Consider the following 16831-nt stretch of genomic DNA (forward strand, 5'->3'; position numbering starts at 1 on the left):
CCTCGTTGGCTTCAGGTGACAGCAGCATCCACCCAGCGCGGCGCAGATCCTGCGACAGGCGGCTGATGGTCAGGGCTAATCAGGTATGATTAAGATGTGTTCGCTACGACAATCGCGCCTGCGCTCACGCCGACTCCAACACCCAACACCCAAACGCAGGCCCGGCCGAATAGCCGATTTCCGGTTCGATGCGGATCTGCAGGGTGGCGCGTCCGGCGACCGCTGCCGGCAAGGCGTAATCCACATCGTCGAAGTCCAGGCCGCGGTTGCCGCCCAGGCGTTCGTTGGCGATGAGTTCGCCGTCGGCGAGGATGCGGAAGCGGCGGCGGGTTTCGTCGCCCCAGTAGCGCAGGCGCAGGATGCGGGCCTGCGCGGTGTTGCGCAGGGTGAAGGCGATGAAGCCGCCGGTACGGGCGTCGCGGCCGGCGCGGCGGCGGTAGCTGAGCGCGTAGGAGCTTTCGCTCTGCAGACCGTGGGCTTTTTCGGATGCTTCGTCACCCAGGGCGACGCGGTCCAGTGCGCGCGTGTCGAGCGCCTGTTGTTTCGCTTCTGCTGCGGCCTGCTCGGCCTGTTGCTGCTGCCATGCGGCGGTATCGCGGTGTTCCAGATAGAGCGCGCTACGGCGATCGAACTGGGCGTAGAACGGGGAGAACCGCCAGTGCTGGGCGCCGTCGCTGTAGTCGAACGCGGACTGGCCAGCCACCGGCTGCAAACGCTGCAAGACCTCATCGCCGCCGATCAATGCCGGGGTCTTGCCCGACCATGGCTTTGCCGCATCGCCCAGGTCCGCAGCCAAGACCAGCGGCCCCCGCAGCACCGAGACCCAGGCCGGGTCGTCCGCTGCGGCTTCCAGGCGCAGTGGCATCTCGAACGACAAGTCGAGCGTGTCGCCAGCGCGCCAGACGCGGGTGATGCGCAGATAACCGTCACTGACGGCAGCACCGACAGGCTGGCCATTGAGCTGCAGCACCGGCGACTGCGCCCAGCCGGGCACGCGCAGTGCGAGCGTGCGTTGCTCTGCCGGCGCGGCATCGACGCGGAGCGATGCGCTGCCCTGCTCCGGCATCGTGCTGCGTAAGGTCATGTCCAGCCCGGCGGCATCGCGCACGCTGGAGGGCACGTAGAGGTTGACGTAAACGCCCTGCCCGTCCTGCCAATAGATGGAATCGCCGAACTGGGCATGCGCCTCCATGCCGCTGCCGACGCAGCACCAGAAATCGTCGAACGGCGACGACCAGCCGCGCGCTTCGCCGGCCAGCATCGGTGTCATGTAGGTGAACATGCCGGTGCGCGGATGCTGCTGCGCCATCACGTGGTTGAGCAGCGTGCGCTCGTAGTAATCGAAGAACTCCGCCTGCGGGCCCCACTGGTACAGATGGCGAGTGAGCTTGAGCATGTTGTAGCTCGCGCAATGCTCGCAGGTCTGCTCGGTGAGAAACTTCGAAGTGCTGTCGGGCTGCTGGAAATATTCGCGGTCGCCATTGCCGCCGATCACGTAGGTGTGGTGATCGGTGACGGTGTGCCAGAAGAAGCGCGCCGCCGCGCCCGAGGCGGCATCGCCGGTCACTTCGTATTCGCGTGCCAGGCCGATCAGCTTGGGGATGTTGGTGTTGGAATGCTGGTGCACCAGTTCATCGCGTTGGGCGATGAGCGGATCGAGCACGGCGTGATGATGCAGCCGCTGCGCCAGTGCCAACCATTGCGCATCGCCGGTTTGCACATGCAATTCGACGAATGATTCGTTGAGGCCACCGAATTCGCACGACAGCACTTTCTGCAACTGCGCATCGTCGAGTGCGGAAAACACCGCTTGCAGATAGCCGGCAAGACCAACCGCGACCTGCAGCGCCTGCGCGTTGTCGCAATGCGCATGCACGTCGAGCAGGCCGGCGAACAACTTGTGCCAGGTGTACAGCGGTGCCCAGCTGCCGTTGAGATAGAACGGCGCCGGGTCGATCTTGCCTTTCTTCAGTTCATCGAACACGGCGCGGCCGCTTTCGATCTTGCCTGCGGCGTTCTTGCGCGTGAATCCGGCCACGTAACCATCGCCTGCATGCGCCTGGCAGCGTGCCAGCTCTGCGACCAGATAATGCGCACGCGTGCGGCATTGCGCATCGCCTGTCTGCGCATGCATCAAGGCCAATGCGCTGAGATAGTGCCCCAGCGTATGCCCGGCGATGGTGTCCGCTTCCCAGCCGCCATACGCCGGCGCCTTGGGGTCGAGGCCGGCGTACAGCACGAAATTGTGCAGCAGCCGGTCCGGCTCCAGCCGCATCAGATAGCGTCGATTGGTCTGCAGCGCATCCAGGAACAACGACGGCGTCAGCCTGACCTGCGCCAACGGTACCGCGCGGATACTGCCGGGTTGTGCGGCGTTGGCCTGCGCGGGAAATCGCAGAAAACCCGCAGCAACCGCCAGACTGCTCCAGGCCAGAAAGCGCCGCCGCGACAAGCTCAGCGCGTGGTCGGTGGTGTGCTCGGTAACGAAGACATCGGTCATAGGATCAGCTTAGCTCCTGTCGGTGCGCGCAGACTGCGCGCGCCGTTACAACCCACACCGGCAATAGCCGCTAGAGAAGCGATTACGTGGCACCGCCTGCGCGCGCCCGACCGGATCGGGTGGTGCGCGCCAGTGCACTGAAGCGGCAGCGACGACACGGCGGCGATCAGAACTTCACCGTCGCACGCGCCCAATAGAACCGACCAAGCAGATCGTAGGTCGCCACATCGGTGTTCGCATTGCCCACGTTGTTGGAGTAATACAACGGTGGTTGCTTGTTGGCGATATTGTCCACGCCCACTTCAAAGCGCGTATGCCACGGCTCCACGTTATAACCGAGCTGCAGGTTGTTGTAGACGTAGGCGCCGATCTTGCGCACCACCGTCGGCTCGCTGGAATCGGCCGACAGGCTCTGGTCCGGATCCGAATTGCCGATGGCGGTATTGCCCACATAACGGATGCGCCAGGTGGCGCTCCAATCGTCCAACGCCCAATTCACCGTCCCCAGCGCGCGCCAGCGCGGGAAATTGCCGTAGGCCTGGGTGTAGCGGCCGACGTTGTGGATGGTGACCGAGCTGGGATCGGTGGTATCGGGCAGCACGTCGTAGCGAGTGAGATAGGTGCCATTGAGACCTGCAGTGACATTGCCCCAAGGCGTGGATGGCAGGCGATAGGTCAGATTGAAATCGATGCCCTTGGCCCAGAGCTTGCCCAGGTTGACGGTGGGCTCGGCGATGTAATTGATGGTGCCGTTGCCGTTGCGATGGATCAGCGCGCAGAAGGAGCTGGCCGAGTTGGCGAAGCATTGATTGAGCACGGTCTGCGCCGACACCGTGGTGATGGTGTCTTCCAGATCGATGCGCCACCAGTCCGCGCTCAGCGACAGGCCATCGATCCACTGCGGGTCGTAGACCAGCCCCACATCGTAGGACTTGCCGGTCTCCGGCTTGAGTTGATAACCGGCCACCACCGCGCCGGACACCTTGCCCGACACCTGACCATCGGATTGCTGATAGCTGCCATTGGTCGGCACGTTCGCGCAGGCCACGCTGTTGCCGCCGGTGTAACCGTTGCACGGGTCGTTGACGGTAGCCGCATCGCCGGCCACGCCGGCATACAACTCGTTGATGTTGGGCGCGCGGAACACCTGCGAAACGGTGCCGCGCAGCAACAGGTTTTCGATCGGGCGATATTCCAGCGACACCTTGCTGTTGGTCTTGCTGCCGACCGAGCTGAAGTCGGAAAAACGCGTGCCCAGCGTGATGTTCAACGCGTTGATGCCGGGCAAGTCCTTGAGCAACGGGAACAATGCTTCGGCATAGGCTTCCTTGACGTCGAAACTGCCGCTCAAGGTGGATGCGCAGAACTCGATCACACCGCACAGGCCGTCTTCATCGCCAGTCCACAGCGCATCGGAGGCGGTGGTCGAGCGCTCCTTGCGATAGGAGATGCCGGTTGCCAGGCTGACGGTGCCGGCCGGCAAATCGAACAACGAACCGTTGGCATTGGCCTCGAATTGCTTGACGGTGTAGACGCTGGTCACGATCGGGTTGACCACCATGCCCTGCAACGTGGCGAGGTTGCTGCTGTCGTTGAGGTTGAAGAAGTTCAGCGGTGTACAGCCGGCAACCGCCGCACCCGCATTGCCGCACTTGACCACGCCGTCGCTGTCCAGGAACGACGGGGCGATCGCCTGATTGAACGTTGCGTAGTCGAGAAAACCGTTGTTGATCGACTTCTGTTTGACCTTGCCGTAGTTGAAGTTGGCGTCCCACTGCCAGGAGCTGTCGCCGAAGTGACCGCGCAAGCCCGGGCTGATCTGGAAGTTGTAGGTGTTGTATTGATAGCTGCGATTGCCCAGCACGGTGGCGCGCGTATTGAGGTCGTTGTAGGAGGTGCCGGTGCTGCGATCGGTGCCGAAGTTCACCCCGAACGGGTTGTAGTAACTCTGCGACGACACCAGGATGTTGTCGCCGTTGGAGAAGATCGGAATCGGCGCAATGATCGAGGCGGATTCGGTTTTACTGAACCAGGTGTTGACGTAGCCTTCGACATTGTCGGTAAAGCGATAGGTGCCTAGCAAAAAGGCATTGGTGCGCTTTTGCGGGGTCTGCAGCAGATTGAAGGGTTGGTAATTGTAGGAGTCGGCACTGGCGTTGTAACAGTGGAAATCGCCCGGACCGGCGCGACCGCTGACGCCGCTGTTGAGGGTGACGCGTCCGCAGCCGTTGGCCTGCGCGAGTTGATTCGATTGTTCCGAGCCATCGTTGAAATTGACCGTGCCGGTGGGCGTGGCGGATGAGCCCTGCTTCACCGGTTGGCCGCTGGTCAATGCCAGCGCGTCCTTGGAATAGTCGCGCGCCGCTGCCGAGACCGGGTCGATGTTGTGGTACGACAGGCCGCCGATCAGGCTGCCGCGTTCCCAGGTCTTGCCGGTGGTCAAGGCGAAGTTGCGTCGGTTGCCATCGCCCTCGCTGCTGGTGCCGAAGTCGCTGCTGAACTGCACGCCGTCGAACTGGCTGCGCAGGATGAAATTGACCACACCGCCGATGGCGTCGGAGCCATACACCGCAGAGGCGCCATTGCTGAGCACCTCGATGCGCTCGATCATGCTGGCCGGAATCGCGTTGACGTCGTTGTAGGCGAGCCGGATGCCGTTGACCAGCACCAGCGTGCGCTTATCGCCCAGGCCGCGCAGCGAAATCGCCGAGGCACCGGTACCGCCACCGTTGTTGGTGTACGGGTTGGTGGCGTTGCCGGCAATGGATGGCAGCTCCTGCAGCAGATCGCCGACGGTGGCCTTGCCGGTGGCGGCAATCTGTTCCTGGCTGACGGTGATCACCGGGTTGGCGGTTTCGGTATCCACGCGGCGCAGGCGCGAGCCGGTGACGACCACGCTATCGAGCGTTTGCGGCGCATCGCCGCTGCTGCCTGCTTGCTGCGCAGACACGGGTGCGGCTGCAGTTGCCGAAAGCGTCAGCAACAGCGCAGTGGCAAGCATGCTCGGCACGGGGCGCACACTGGCAACGGTGGTCCGTGAGAAAGGCAACAGCAACATCGGCATGCGGGGCTCCTGATTCAAACGACAGACAAACGGCGGGCAACACACGCCCGTGCCGGCGTGGACCAGCGCGGGTGGAGACAAGTGGCAGTGGGCGTCGCAGCGACATCTTTGGCGACGGCCATACAGTGGACACGCAGACAACCTGCGATGCGCGCGACCAGCAGAGGCCACGCAACGACGCGCGTTGTCTAAAGAGATAATTCCGCACTGAAGTCGCCCATGCGCTCCAGTTTCATCAGCTGGTCACAATGTGCCTGTGCGCACGCGCCACGTGTTGTCGCATTTGGCGACAGTGCATGCGGAAAACAGCATGGTTGCCATGCGTAGGGGCATGCGCGGACACATCGCTTCGCATCCAGGCTGACCAAGGTGAAGCGCCACGCAGCCTGATCAACCACGGTCTTTCCCTGCAGGCTCACACTGATCGCCTTTGCTCCAGTCTGCGGGGTCAGTGGAATGACGTGGGTGCCATAGATGTTCAATGGCCGTTCCGGTGAGGAGGCATACCGGCCGCGTGCGGCCAATGCCTTCAACGGCACATAGCGCTTGGCGGCCGCACGATCCTTGCTGATGTCGAGCAAGGCCTTCTGGCTAACGAAGTCGAAGGCGGCGAGCCGAGCGCCATCGCGCCCGATGGAATCTGCAAACGAACGCAAGCCCTGCGGAAACACGCCCTGTTGCTGGCCGAGGCGAACCACCGTCTGAATCGGCATCTCCAGGGTATCGTCAGCAGTACCCAAGCGCCCAGGACGAGATACCGATCGCCTGCCGGCGCCTGGTGACTGCGCGCCACCCCACGTCGATACAGAAAATGTCCTGCATCTACCCATAACTGGTGCCGTGGGCTGCCGGTCCACCAGCGAGGCGTAATGATCGGACATGCCCAGTGCCTGCGTGTATTGCGCTGGCGTGGGCGCGCCCACAGGCGCCGCAGTCACTGACAGGATCGGCATGAGCGTGAGAGACACACACCACGCTGCGATGGTGCGCAAGCGCATGGCGGGAATGTGTGGCACCTGCGACCTCATGGAATGTATGTCACGAAAGCTTGGCGTTGATGGACAACAGCCGAGCCCCTGACTGCAATTGCTGCGACAGACACAATCGATGTACGTTGCGGCAGGTCGCCAGGGAGTAACGCTGCGCTGGCTACCTGCATCCGGAACTTTGCTGGCTGGGTGGTGTGGAGCGCGTCAGGCCGGTTAAAAAAACTGGTGCGCGTTCGCGACGCACGTACGTGTGGTCGATGAAATCCGAATCGTCATACACCGCCAGTGCACTCCGCTGCCTGCGCACTGTCAGCAGCGGTGCCACTGCCGCACGCTGCGCTGTGTCAGCTGCTTCATGGCGCATCGCAACGCTTGCTGTCGGCGGCAGTAGCAGCTGGCAAGCGTTGTGGCTGTGGTGCCAGCACTTCCCATTCCTGTACCGCCAGCGCAGCGTAGCTGGCCGCGTTGCCGGAGGCATCCATCACCACGCGCACGCAGCGCGTTGTCACCGGCGCGAACGACACCGCTTCATAGTGATCGGTGCGCGTGCCGTACCCATCGCTCGGCTGCACCGGCTGCCACCGCCCAGCGTGCCGGTATTCCAGATGCCAGCGCGCTGGCGGCGCCACGCCGACGTCGGCACCTGCGGGGTGATCGGCCCAGAACACGATGCGCGTGCGATCCACGGTGATCGGTTGCGCCCAGCTGTATTGCAGCCATTGCTGCGGTGGATTGTTGTCCGTCCAGCTGGCCCACATCTCCGGCGGCAATGGATTGGCTTTGACGATGCCGTCGTTGAGCGCGGCGATCCAGTACTGCACCGGCATATCCGGATCATTGGACGCGGTTGCGTAGGCCGATGGTGCTTGATTGCGCGTGGGCGGCGCCGGCGGCATGGGGCGCCGCGTCGGCACGACGGTGCGGATGCTGGCCGGTTGGGTGCTGTCGTCCCAGTCCAGCCGGTCGATCGCCACACTGCGGCGGAAATTCCCGCCGCCCTGCGCGTCGGCAGTGTGGTACACCAGATACCACCGCCGTTGAAATTCAACGATGCCCGGATGCGAGGTGGTGGAGGACACCGGCGGCAACACGATGCCGCGGTACGTCCACGGGCCCAGCGGGGTTGGCGCGCTCGCATAGGCAATGCATGCGTGATACAGCGTGGGCGTGCATGGCGAAAGACGACCGGCGTTGTTGGCCGCGTACGCCAGGTAGTAGGTGCCGTTGCGCTTGAACAGCCAGGGCGCTTCGAAATAGCCGTCCAGCGTGTCCACCAGGACCGGCTTGCCCTGGAATGTGACCATGTCGCGCTGCAGCTCCACGCCGTACAACGCGCCGAAGGTGCCCCAGTACAGATACACCCGTCCGTCATCGTCGACCATCACGGTCGGGTCAATGTTCTGGATGTCGTTGTACCCCGGCACCGACTGCGAGATCACCGGACCCTGCGGGTGTGCATCGGTCCACGGGCCGAGTGGACTATCGGCCACCGCCACGCCGATCGCGAATGGGTCGGCATTGGGCGAATCGCGCTGCTGCACCGGTGCATACAGGTAATAGCGCCCATCCGGGCCCTGCACGATCTGGGACGCGTACGCATAACGCTTGTCTGCCCAGGCAAAGACCTGCTGGGGCCGAAGAAAATCGCGGTAGTGGGTCCACTCACCGCTGCCCGGATCGCTGCCGACGAACATCTGCCAGCCAGGCATGACGAAGGCATTGAGATTGGGAGCAGCAGTATCGCGACCGGCAATGATGTACAGCTTGCCGTCGGCCACCAGTGGCGCAGGATCGGCGGAATATGCGCTGCCGTCGGCGAGGATGGGATTACCGGGTGAGTGCAGCTGCGTTCCCTGCGGCGGCTGCACGGCACAGGCCGGAGCGCTGGCCAGCAATAACCCGCAGGCGAGCACCAGCAAACGTGAGAACGGGCGCATCATGGCGTAGCCGCCTTGATCTGCAACACCAGGGGCACCGACACTTGCCGGGTGGGTGCACGCCCTTGCGCCGTGCCGGTGAGCTGGATCTCGCCAGGCTGTGCGTAACGTGCGGCTGGCAATGTGGGCCATTGCACCGGAACGCGTTCACGCGAGCCGTCGTTGTATTGCACCGTCACAAAGCCCGGTAGCGTCGGTGCATGCCCGACCACCGCAGTCACTGTCGGCAACGGCTGCACGGTGTTGATCTGCCCGGGCGGGGTTGCGCGTACCCAGATGGTGGCCTTGACGGAAATCGCGCCTTCGACCAGGCCCTGCAGTTCCACCGCACCTTCGCGACCCAGGCGGCTGGCGGCCAGCTCGGACCACTGCACCGCCACCGGCAGCACGCTGCCATCGGCAAAGAACGCGGTGATCTCCTGCGGCAGCGTCGGCGTCTGCCCGGGGGCCGTGCGTAGATCGATCGTCTCCATCTGTTTGGGCAGCTCAGATAGCGCCTGCCATTCGTCCACGCCAATGGCGGCGTGTCCGTCGGCCGTGGTCTGGGTCGTCAACACCACGCGCAGCCCGGTGGTCACCACTGGCGTAAAGCTGGCGGTGCTCGCCGCGCCGGTGGCCGCCGCCGCAATCGGATACCCGCTCTTGCTGACGATGTCCTGCCAACGTCCGTCCTGCAGCATCTGCAACTTCCAGCCGGCAGGCGCGGCCACTCCACCGTTGGGCTGGTCGTTCCACAGGTACAGCGCACTGGACGACAGCCGCACCGGACGCGGCCACTGATACTGCAACCACACCGTTGCGGGCTGGTCGAGCCCATAGCTGCCCCAGCGCAGGCTGCCACTGGGCAAACTGCCCGCCTGTGGAATGAAACCATCGTTCAAGGCTTGCACGCGGTACTGCATCCCGGTGAGTTGCGCACTGACACTGGCCATGGCCTGCAATGGAATGCTCTGGAGTGGGCGAGAGGCCTGTGCGTTGACCTGCACATCGGCATGCCCCATCAGTGCCCCATCGTTGGCAACCAGACGTAAGGTGTACTGCCCGGCACGGGTGAAACGCACCGACGTCTGCAGCGCAGCGGCATCGGCAAACACCGCATCGCCGCCTTCCGGTGCCTGCTGCACGCGCCAGCGCGTCTGCAGGGTGCCATTGAGCAAGCCGTCATCGCCGACGCGCGCCTGCACAACCACCGCCCCATCGGCGCCCGGCGTGTCCAACTGCCATGCCTGTACCCGCGGCGGCGTATTGCCCGCAAACGCCGGCGCCGGCAAGCCGCTGTCGAAGAGCTGGATTTCCTTGATGCCGGTGCGCGCCGTGCCGGCGTGCGTCACCACTACGCGCAGCGCCGCGCTACGGATCGCCGGAAAGCGCACCCGATTGCGATTGCCTTCTGCCATCGTGGCATCACGCACCTGCCCGGGAACGTTCTTCCACGCCCCGCTGCTGTCCTGATATTGCACGGCGTAGATCCACGGTGCTGCGTAGCCAGGCTGCGTTCCGGACGGAAAGCCGTTCTGATCGCCGCCCGGCGACGAGCTGCGATAGAAGTACAGCACCACTTGATCCAACGTCCGCACGCCGCCCAGGTCCAGTGCGATCCAGTCGCTGGCCGACGGCGAGCCCGCGGTACCCCAGAACGGCGTACTGGCGGTACTGCCGTCCACCGCCGCCGTTGCCGGCAACCCCGCTGCGGCAAAACTGGCGCTGACACGCCCCCCCTGTGCCAGGTTGCGGCCATGCGCTGGCGGCAGTGTCACATCCACACCAGCGTTGGCCAGGATCTGCGCGATCCGCGTGCCGGCGGCGAACGACACCTGCGTCATCGAGGCCACTGCTGCAGGATGGGCTTCGAGCACTAGCGCGGCGCCATTGCCATTGACCGCATCCGGCGCGGCACTGACCTGCCCGTTGGCCGGGTCGTAGATCACGTGTGCCAGCCGATCCACGCGAAATGCCAGGCGGCCATCCAGATAGACGCTATAGCCCTTCGGGATGCGCCCGCCGTAGTGGCTGCCATCGCGATCCCAGACGATGCTCAGATTGCGGTCGCGATAGCGCAGATTGTCGGCGGCAAAATGATCCCAGCCGATATTGATCGGATACAACTCGATCTTACCGTCGCTGCGCGGGCGGAAGCCCATCGCATCCTCGATCATGGTGAAGTTGGTCGCACCCAGTTGGGTGTGGTGGATCCACGAGCGGTAACCGATCTTGCCGCCGCGGCTGGCGCTGCCCTTGGCCCAGAATTCGTTCTGATCCGGATAGCGGTTGTCGCCATTGATAAAGGGCGCCCACGCGTTCCAGTACAGCAATTTGCGATAGCTCTGCGCGTTCAAATACGGACTTGGGTAATCGCGCAAGGCCGAGCCGAACAAACGGAATGCCACGGTCGCATTGATGGTGGAAAAATTATTGCTGCCCACATCGGAGCCACTGCCGCGCGCCTGCATGTCCACCTGGTTGGCGGTGTAGAACGGAAACAGCGGGTATTGCGCTGCATCCGCGAACAGCCGCAACGCACGCACATATTTGGGGTCGTAGTCGGCATCGCCCTGCTTGGGCATCAAACCGACGCTGAAGGGATAGTAGTTGTTGGTTTCCTTCCAATCGACCGCCAGCCGCGGGCCGTCGGCCTGGCGATGCTTGAGCAAATCGCCATACAGGCCGACCGAATCGGGGGTGTCACCGTGATCCTGCCACAACACCTCCAGCGTGGCCTTGCGGATGCGGCGCGCAGTGGCCTGCATGCGCTGCGCAGTGGCGGTATCGCCGGCGAGCGTTGCGGCCTGCGCTGCCGCCTGGGCGTTGGCGTAGACGTAGGCGCTCTCGGTGCGGTCCATGCGAATCTGGCCGTGCTGGTCGGCCCAATCGAACGACACCGCATCGGCATCGTTACCCGTCATCGCCGCCCAGTCGTATTCGATCAAACCGTTGTGATTGAGATCGTAGGCGGCCAGCACGCCATCCACGTCACCGCTGCCATAGCGTGCCAGTTTGCCCGCCAGCGCCACCGGCCCGCCGTGGATCTGCATCGACCGCCATGCGGCGGCAGTGATGTATTGCGCGTAGGAGTTGGACCAGTTCTCCGGCGAGCCGGGGTTGTCGGTGTACTTGCCGCCGCCTGCGGTTTCGCCCGCGCTGAGCCAGGTACCATAGGCGTATAGCGGATTACGCAGGTATTTCAGATCGTCCAGGAACATCCCGGCGGTCAACACGATGGCATTGTCGTAGCCAAGCACGCCCTCGATGGCGACCGGAAACTGGTAGTCGTTGCCGGGAACGTTGGCATCGAGAAAGTTGAAGCGCAGTATCCACCAGCGATAGAACAGGCTCTTGCTGATGTTCTCGTTGGGCGTATCCAGGTACGGCAGGTTGTCCACCCACCAGTGGTTATAGCTGGCCACGTGCTGCTGGTAGGCCTGCTGCGGTGTTTGCGCGGCAATGCGCGTGTACTCGGCGCGCGCTTCGGGCAACTCGCGGGTGAGCATGCCGAGCTGCAGCTTGATTGCCGCGGTTTCGCCGCTCGCGGGGATGTCCACTTCGCGAACCAGGCGTTGCCCCTCGACATGAAATCCATCGCCGGAAAGACGCGGGAATACCGTGGTGATGGCGTTATAGGCGTCGAATGCACCGGTCAGCTCATTGCCATAGGCATGCTGCGCAATCGGGGACACCGCTTGCAACGATACCGTGTGCGCCGCGCCATCCAGACTGGACAGCACGACGCTGGCGACCGCCACGTTCTGCTCGGTGATGTACTTGACCAGCCGCATGCGCACGCCCACGCCGGCATCTTCGAACACCGTTGTGAAATAACTTGGTGTCTGCCGCCGCTGTTGCGAACGCTCCTTCCATTGGACATGGCGCTTGCCCAGCGTGGTGTAGATGTGAAACAGCGCGTCGTAATCGGTGGAATGCCAATACGCCACCTGCCCCACGAATCCCGGCGCATCAGGCTCGTGATACGTCAGATATGCGGCGCGACCACGGGTAAACAACCAGTCGTTCCGATCCTCGAAGCCGCCGCCGGTTCCCTCGCGCACCAGCATGCGGTCGATCCAGAAATCATTGCCTGGCGCCTGCCCTGCCCCATGCGCAACATCGGCAGCGTAGATCCTCGCCAGTTGCCCGCCCGGCGCAAACGGCACGGCGCTGTCGGGCATCGGGTGGTCCAGGCCGCGAAACAGCGGCTCGCCGATCATGGCGTTGGGCTGAGCGATCGGTGCTTCCTGTGCGACTGCAAGTGGCCAGCCAAGCACGATGCATGTCCACAACAGCGCTGCAGCGCCGGGTCAGGCGCAACCAGCGCCGGTGCCGAGCCAGGAACGACTTCCAGCGTAAATCCCTCATGCATCAATCCCGTTAGCGTGCAACACAGCGCGATCGATGCGGCGGCTGGCGCGCATCGGACAATAAATAGCTGCCCCCCCCCCCACCGCATCGCAACCGATGTACTGCAGCCGGTCTCACCATAATTGATTGCGCTGGCAATACCTGCATCAACACGAAGTGCAGCGATGCAAAGCGAACATCTCCGCGTGCCGTCCACATCCGCCCGACGACTGCTCGCTCTGTTTTGTTAGCCGCGTCTAAAACTCCACCCGTAGCCGGCTCCAGAAATACCGCCCCAGCGTGTCGTACGTGCTCGCTTCGGTATTGGCCGCATTGGAGTAGCTGTAGAACCGCGGGGGCCTACGGTCGCCCAGATTGTCGACACCCACCGCCAGCGTGCTATGCAGCGATGCAATCTTCCGGCTCAACGAGGCGTCGTGATACACCACCGAGCTGATCCGGAAATAAGCGCAACTGCCATCGGCATTGGTGTCGGCGCAGAAATCTTCGTACTGACTACCGTTGACGGTGCGGCCCAGATAGCGGGTGTTCCAGCTCGCATGCCACGGGCCTTTGTCCCAGGCCAGATTGGCGACCGCACGCCAGCGCGGCATGTTGCCCCAGCTGGAATTTTCGCCGACATAGTTATGCGCATCGCCCGCGAAGCGATAGTCGGAAAAGAACGTCGCATCCAACCCCGCGGTGAAGTCGCCCCACGCGGTATCGGCCAGCGTGTAGTGGATGCCGGCATCGTAGCCGCGGATATCCACCTTGCCGCTATTGTAGGAAAACGGCACCGACACGCGGGTCAGCTGACCCGCCGCATCGCGCTGAATCAACGGGCAGAACGCGGCGTCGCGTCCCTCGAAGCAATCGTTGACCACCTGCTGCAGGCCGACACCGGACAGCATGTCGTCCAGCACCACGCGCCAGCTGTCCACGTTGAGCGACAAGCCGGGCATCCGATCCGGGTCGTACACCAGGCCGACGTTATAGGAGCGACCGCGCTCGGGCTTGAGCTGAAAACCGACGTTGTTCGCACCGGACGTCACCACATCGAACTGCGCAGTGTTGCGGAAGCTGCCATCGTTGGGCACGTTCGCGCAGGCCGGATTGGGCGCACCGGTGAAGCCTTCGCAAGGGTCCTGGAAATCGCCGGTGTTATCCACCACAGCCGTGTACGGCGAGCCATACAGATCCCCCAGCGCCGGCGCGCGAAACACCTGCGAGCCGGTCGCGCGCACCAGCAGGTTGGCGACCGGCCGCCATTCGATGCCGACCTTGCTGTTGGTGGTGGCGCCCCAGGCGTCGTACTTGGAATAGCGCGAACCGAGATTGAGATTCAGACTGTTGGCAAACGGCACCTCTTTCAATAGCGGCACCAGCAGTTCTGCATACGCCTCGCGTACCGATTCGTCGCGCCCCTGCTTGAGGATGCGGAAATTCACGTGCTTGTGTCGGCGTGTCGACATCACGGCCAACACCGTGGCGCGATCACCGCAGCTGAGATGGGAAGTAACCAGCTTACCAAGCGCACAAGATCCTGCGATCGACGCCACCGACGCCACGCTGTACCCAGAGCGCGCCACGTGCCGATTCCTGCACTGCGGCACGGTGCGTCACACGTACCACGCCTGCACCTTCACCATGGCAGCGCTGCCAGACAACGCCACACGATCCGCATGCGGGCCTTGCAGGCGTGCAGGCTTACCGTCCACGAGCACAAGCTCCAGCCGCGTGCCTTGTGGCGCACGCAACGTCAGCCAGGTGCGCTTGGGGGCCTGCTCCGGCAGTTGCACCTGTGCATCGATACGGCGCGCATCGACATCCGTACGCAGCGTCAGCGTGACCTTGCCCCAGCGCGTCGGCGCTGCGGTGATGCCGACTGTTGCACCGCTGCCCAACCAGGCACGCGGCAACGCACGCGCCAAAAACAACTGCTCGCCGGCGCTGTCGTCGCTGACCAGCATCCAGCGCAGCAGCAGCGGGATGGTCATCTGCGCGGGAATGCAGAACAACGGCATGCCGCCGGTGATGCCGCTGACTTCGCCCGCTGTCCAGCTGCCGCGCGTATGCACCTGGTAGCGGTGCGCATAGACGAACAACAGATACTCTTCGATGCGATCCAACCGCAGCAGCTGTTGCGCATAACCGTAGGAAATGAATCCAAGCAGATCGCGGCTGCCCGGCTCCGGCGGCGCGATATTGGCAACCACGCCAATGCTGGTGCCGCCATGGCCGCGCAGGCAATCGATCACCAGGTGAGCCAACGCGTCCGGCAACACATCGGCCTGCAGCAGCTCAGCGTAGGCGCGGTGCGGCCATTGCTGTTCGCTGGGTTTTTCCTGCAGCAGCGATTGGCGAAAGGTGAGTTTGGCGCCCGGCAACGGACCGACATACGGCGGCGATACATCGCGGCGCACATTGGCACGCAGGCTGGCTTCCAGGCGCGTGCGCAATTGTTTGGCGCGGCGCTGCCATTGGTTGGCCAAACCCGCATCGCCACCGAGCGTACTCCAGACCTGCGCGATGTCTTCCCAACCGCGAATCGTCAGTGCGCTATTGGCGTAGTACGGCTTCCACCACAGCGATGGATCGGGAAACAGACAGGCGTCGGATTCGTTCCAGCCGTGCAGCAGGCCATGACCATGCGCGCTGCGCGGCAACGCCAGTGCCTGGTCGTGCAAGTCGCACAGCACCTGTGCAGTGGCCGCGATCTTGGGCAACAGGCGCCGCAGCCGCGCCGCATTGCCGGTGTAACGCAGATAGCGCGCCAACAGCGACAGGGTCAGCCCGAACTGGCCGACCTCCGGCCCGCGCATGTTTGGCAGGCCATCGTCCTGCACGAAGTCGTCGAAGTAATTGTCCAGCACCGCCGCAGCCTGCGCGAAGCGGCCCCACTCCAGGTTGGCGTAGAACGAACTGGTAAACGTGTCCTGGAAGCCGTCGTACTCGTTGCCGTAGTAGTCGCGCTCCACCGCACCGTACTTGGGGTAATCGCCACCGGGCCGCACCACCAGCTCACGCGCGAACGCGAACTGCGCCATGTCGTTCCAGCTGGCATCGGGCAGCTGCGCCTGCACCGTACCGTCCAGGGCCTGCTGCCAGTACGCGGCGAAATCGATCAACGCGGCGTAGAACTGTTCGGCGGTGGCCTCTTTTCGCGAAGGTGCGAACGCGGGATAGCTATGCGTGTAGTGCACGCCAACGATCTCGCCACCGCGCACGTGCATCGTGCGATGCCAGGTCTGCACCACAAAGCGGTCGCTGGCACGTACGTCGGCAAACACCAGCACGTCATACCAGGCATCGGCCTCGCCCTCGCGGCGCATGACCTTGCGCACTGCCGGCATCCAGCCACCCAGCATGCCTTCCTCGCGCCGTTTGATAAGCGCTTCTTCGCCCAACTCTGCGAAGGCCTGCTCCGGACGCGAGGTGCGGCTGCGGCCATTGGGCAGGATCGGCATGGTGTCCAGGCTTTCGCGCGTGCCGACGAAGGTGGTCCACGGCCAGCGCCCACCGTTGTCCTTGGAGTCCAGCAACGACGCCGGTGGCGGCGCGACATCGCGCACCTGCGCCTCGTCCGGGTCGCCATCGCGCAGCAGGCGGTCGGCAAGCAGATCCGCTTCGGCCATCGCCACCTCGGCCAGCGACATGCCGAAGTACGGCTTGCCCTCGGCCGGATAGGCAGGCTCGGTGCGTTTGTCCAGGCGCAGCATGCCGCTGTCGGTCCACAGCGTGAGCTGGCCCTGCGGGTTGTCGAGATGCTCGTAGACGGTCCAGTCCTGCTGCAGATGCCGAAAATTGCAGAGTTTGCTGCCTACATGCGCGGCAGACGGAAGTGCTTCCAGTCGGGGGCGGGCGGGCGGCGGTAATACCGTTGCAGCTGCGCTGGCAGCTGGCGTCGCCATCGCGCCACCCGCGCCGACAACTGCAGTGGCCGCCATGCCCTGACGCAAAAAAGTTCTACGGTCCATCGTCGCGCCCTCGAGTGATCTCTCCCGCATCC

At 63.8% G+C, this 16831-nt stretch carries 5 protein-coding genes and 3 pseudogenes; all 8 read right to left on the reverse strand.

Annotated elements, in window-relative coordinates; genetic code table 11:
• Nucleotides 1–124: 124 nt before the first annotated feature.
• The 8 genes and pseudogenes from XcyCFBP4188_RS15140 to XcyCFBP4188_RS15180 all read right to left on the reverse strand — a co-directional run bounded on the left by XcyCFBP4188_RS15140 (nucleotide 125) and on the right by XcyCFBP4188_RS15180 (nucleotide 16799).
• On the reverse strand, nucleotides 125–2500 hold the full coding sequence (locus tag XcyCFBP4188_RS15140) for a glycoside hydrolase family 127 protein (RefSeq protein ID WP_104592389.1): 2376 nt from the start codon (nucleotides 2498–2500) through the stop codon (nucleotides 125–127).
• Between the two features lie 166 nt (nucleotides 2501–2666).
• A complete protein-coding gene (locus XcyCFBP4188_RS15145; RefSeq protein WP_104592390.1) occupies nucleotides 2667–5564 on the reverse strand; it encodes a TonB-dependent receptor in 2898 nt (965 codons plus the stop codon).
• Between the two features lie 188 nt (nucleotides 5565–5752).
• Nucleotides 5753–6277, reverse strand: a complete 525-nt coding sequence (locus XcyCFBP4188_RS15150; protein ID WP_006448576.1) for a hypothetical protein — start codon at nucleotides 6275–6277, stop codon at nucleotides 5753–5755.
• Nucleotides 6278–6303: 26 nt separating this feature from the next.
• Nucleotides 6304–6562 (reverse strand): annotated as a pseudogene (locus XcyCFBP4188_RS15155) (S9 family peptidase); the annotation flags it as partial.
• A gap of 344 nt (nucleotides 6563–6906) precedes the next feature.
• A complete protein-coding gene (locus tag XcyCFBP4188_RS15160) occupies nucleotides 6907–8493 on the reverse strand; it encodes a family 43 glycosylhydrolase (RefSeq protein WP_006448577.1) in 1587 nt (528 codons plus the stop codon).
• Nucleotides 8490–12840: pseudogene (locus XcyCFBP4188_RS15165) on the reverse strand (Ig-like domain-containing protein). Before XcyCFBP4188_RS15165 ends, XcyCFBP4188_RS15160 begins: the two are co-directional and overlap by 4 nt.
• 239 nt (nucleotides 12841–13079) lie before the next feature.
• Nucleotides 13080–14258, reverse strand: a pseudogene (locus XcyCFBP4188_RS15175) (TonB-dependent receptor domain-containing protein); the annotation flags it as partial.
• 183 nt (nucleotides 14259–14441) lie between these two features.
• Nucleotides 14442–16799 carry a glucosidase family protein gene (locus tag XcyCFBP4188_RS15180; RefSeq protein ID WP_104592392.1) on the reverse strand — a complete coding sequence of 786 codons (2358 nt, stop codon included), beginning with the start codon at nucleotides 16797–16799 and terminating at the stop codon, nucleotides 14442–14444.
• Between the last annotated feature and the right edge of the window lie 32 nt (nucleotides 16800–16831).

Source organism: Xanthomonas hortorum pv. cynarae (genome assembly GCF_002939985.1).
Lineage (GTDB): Bacteria > Pseudomonadota > Gammaproteobacteria > Xanthomonadales > Xanthomonadaceae > Xanthomonas > Xanthomonas hortorum_D.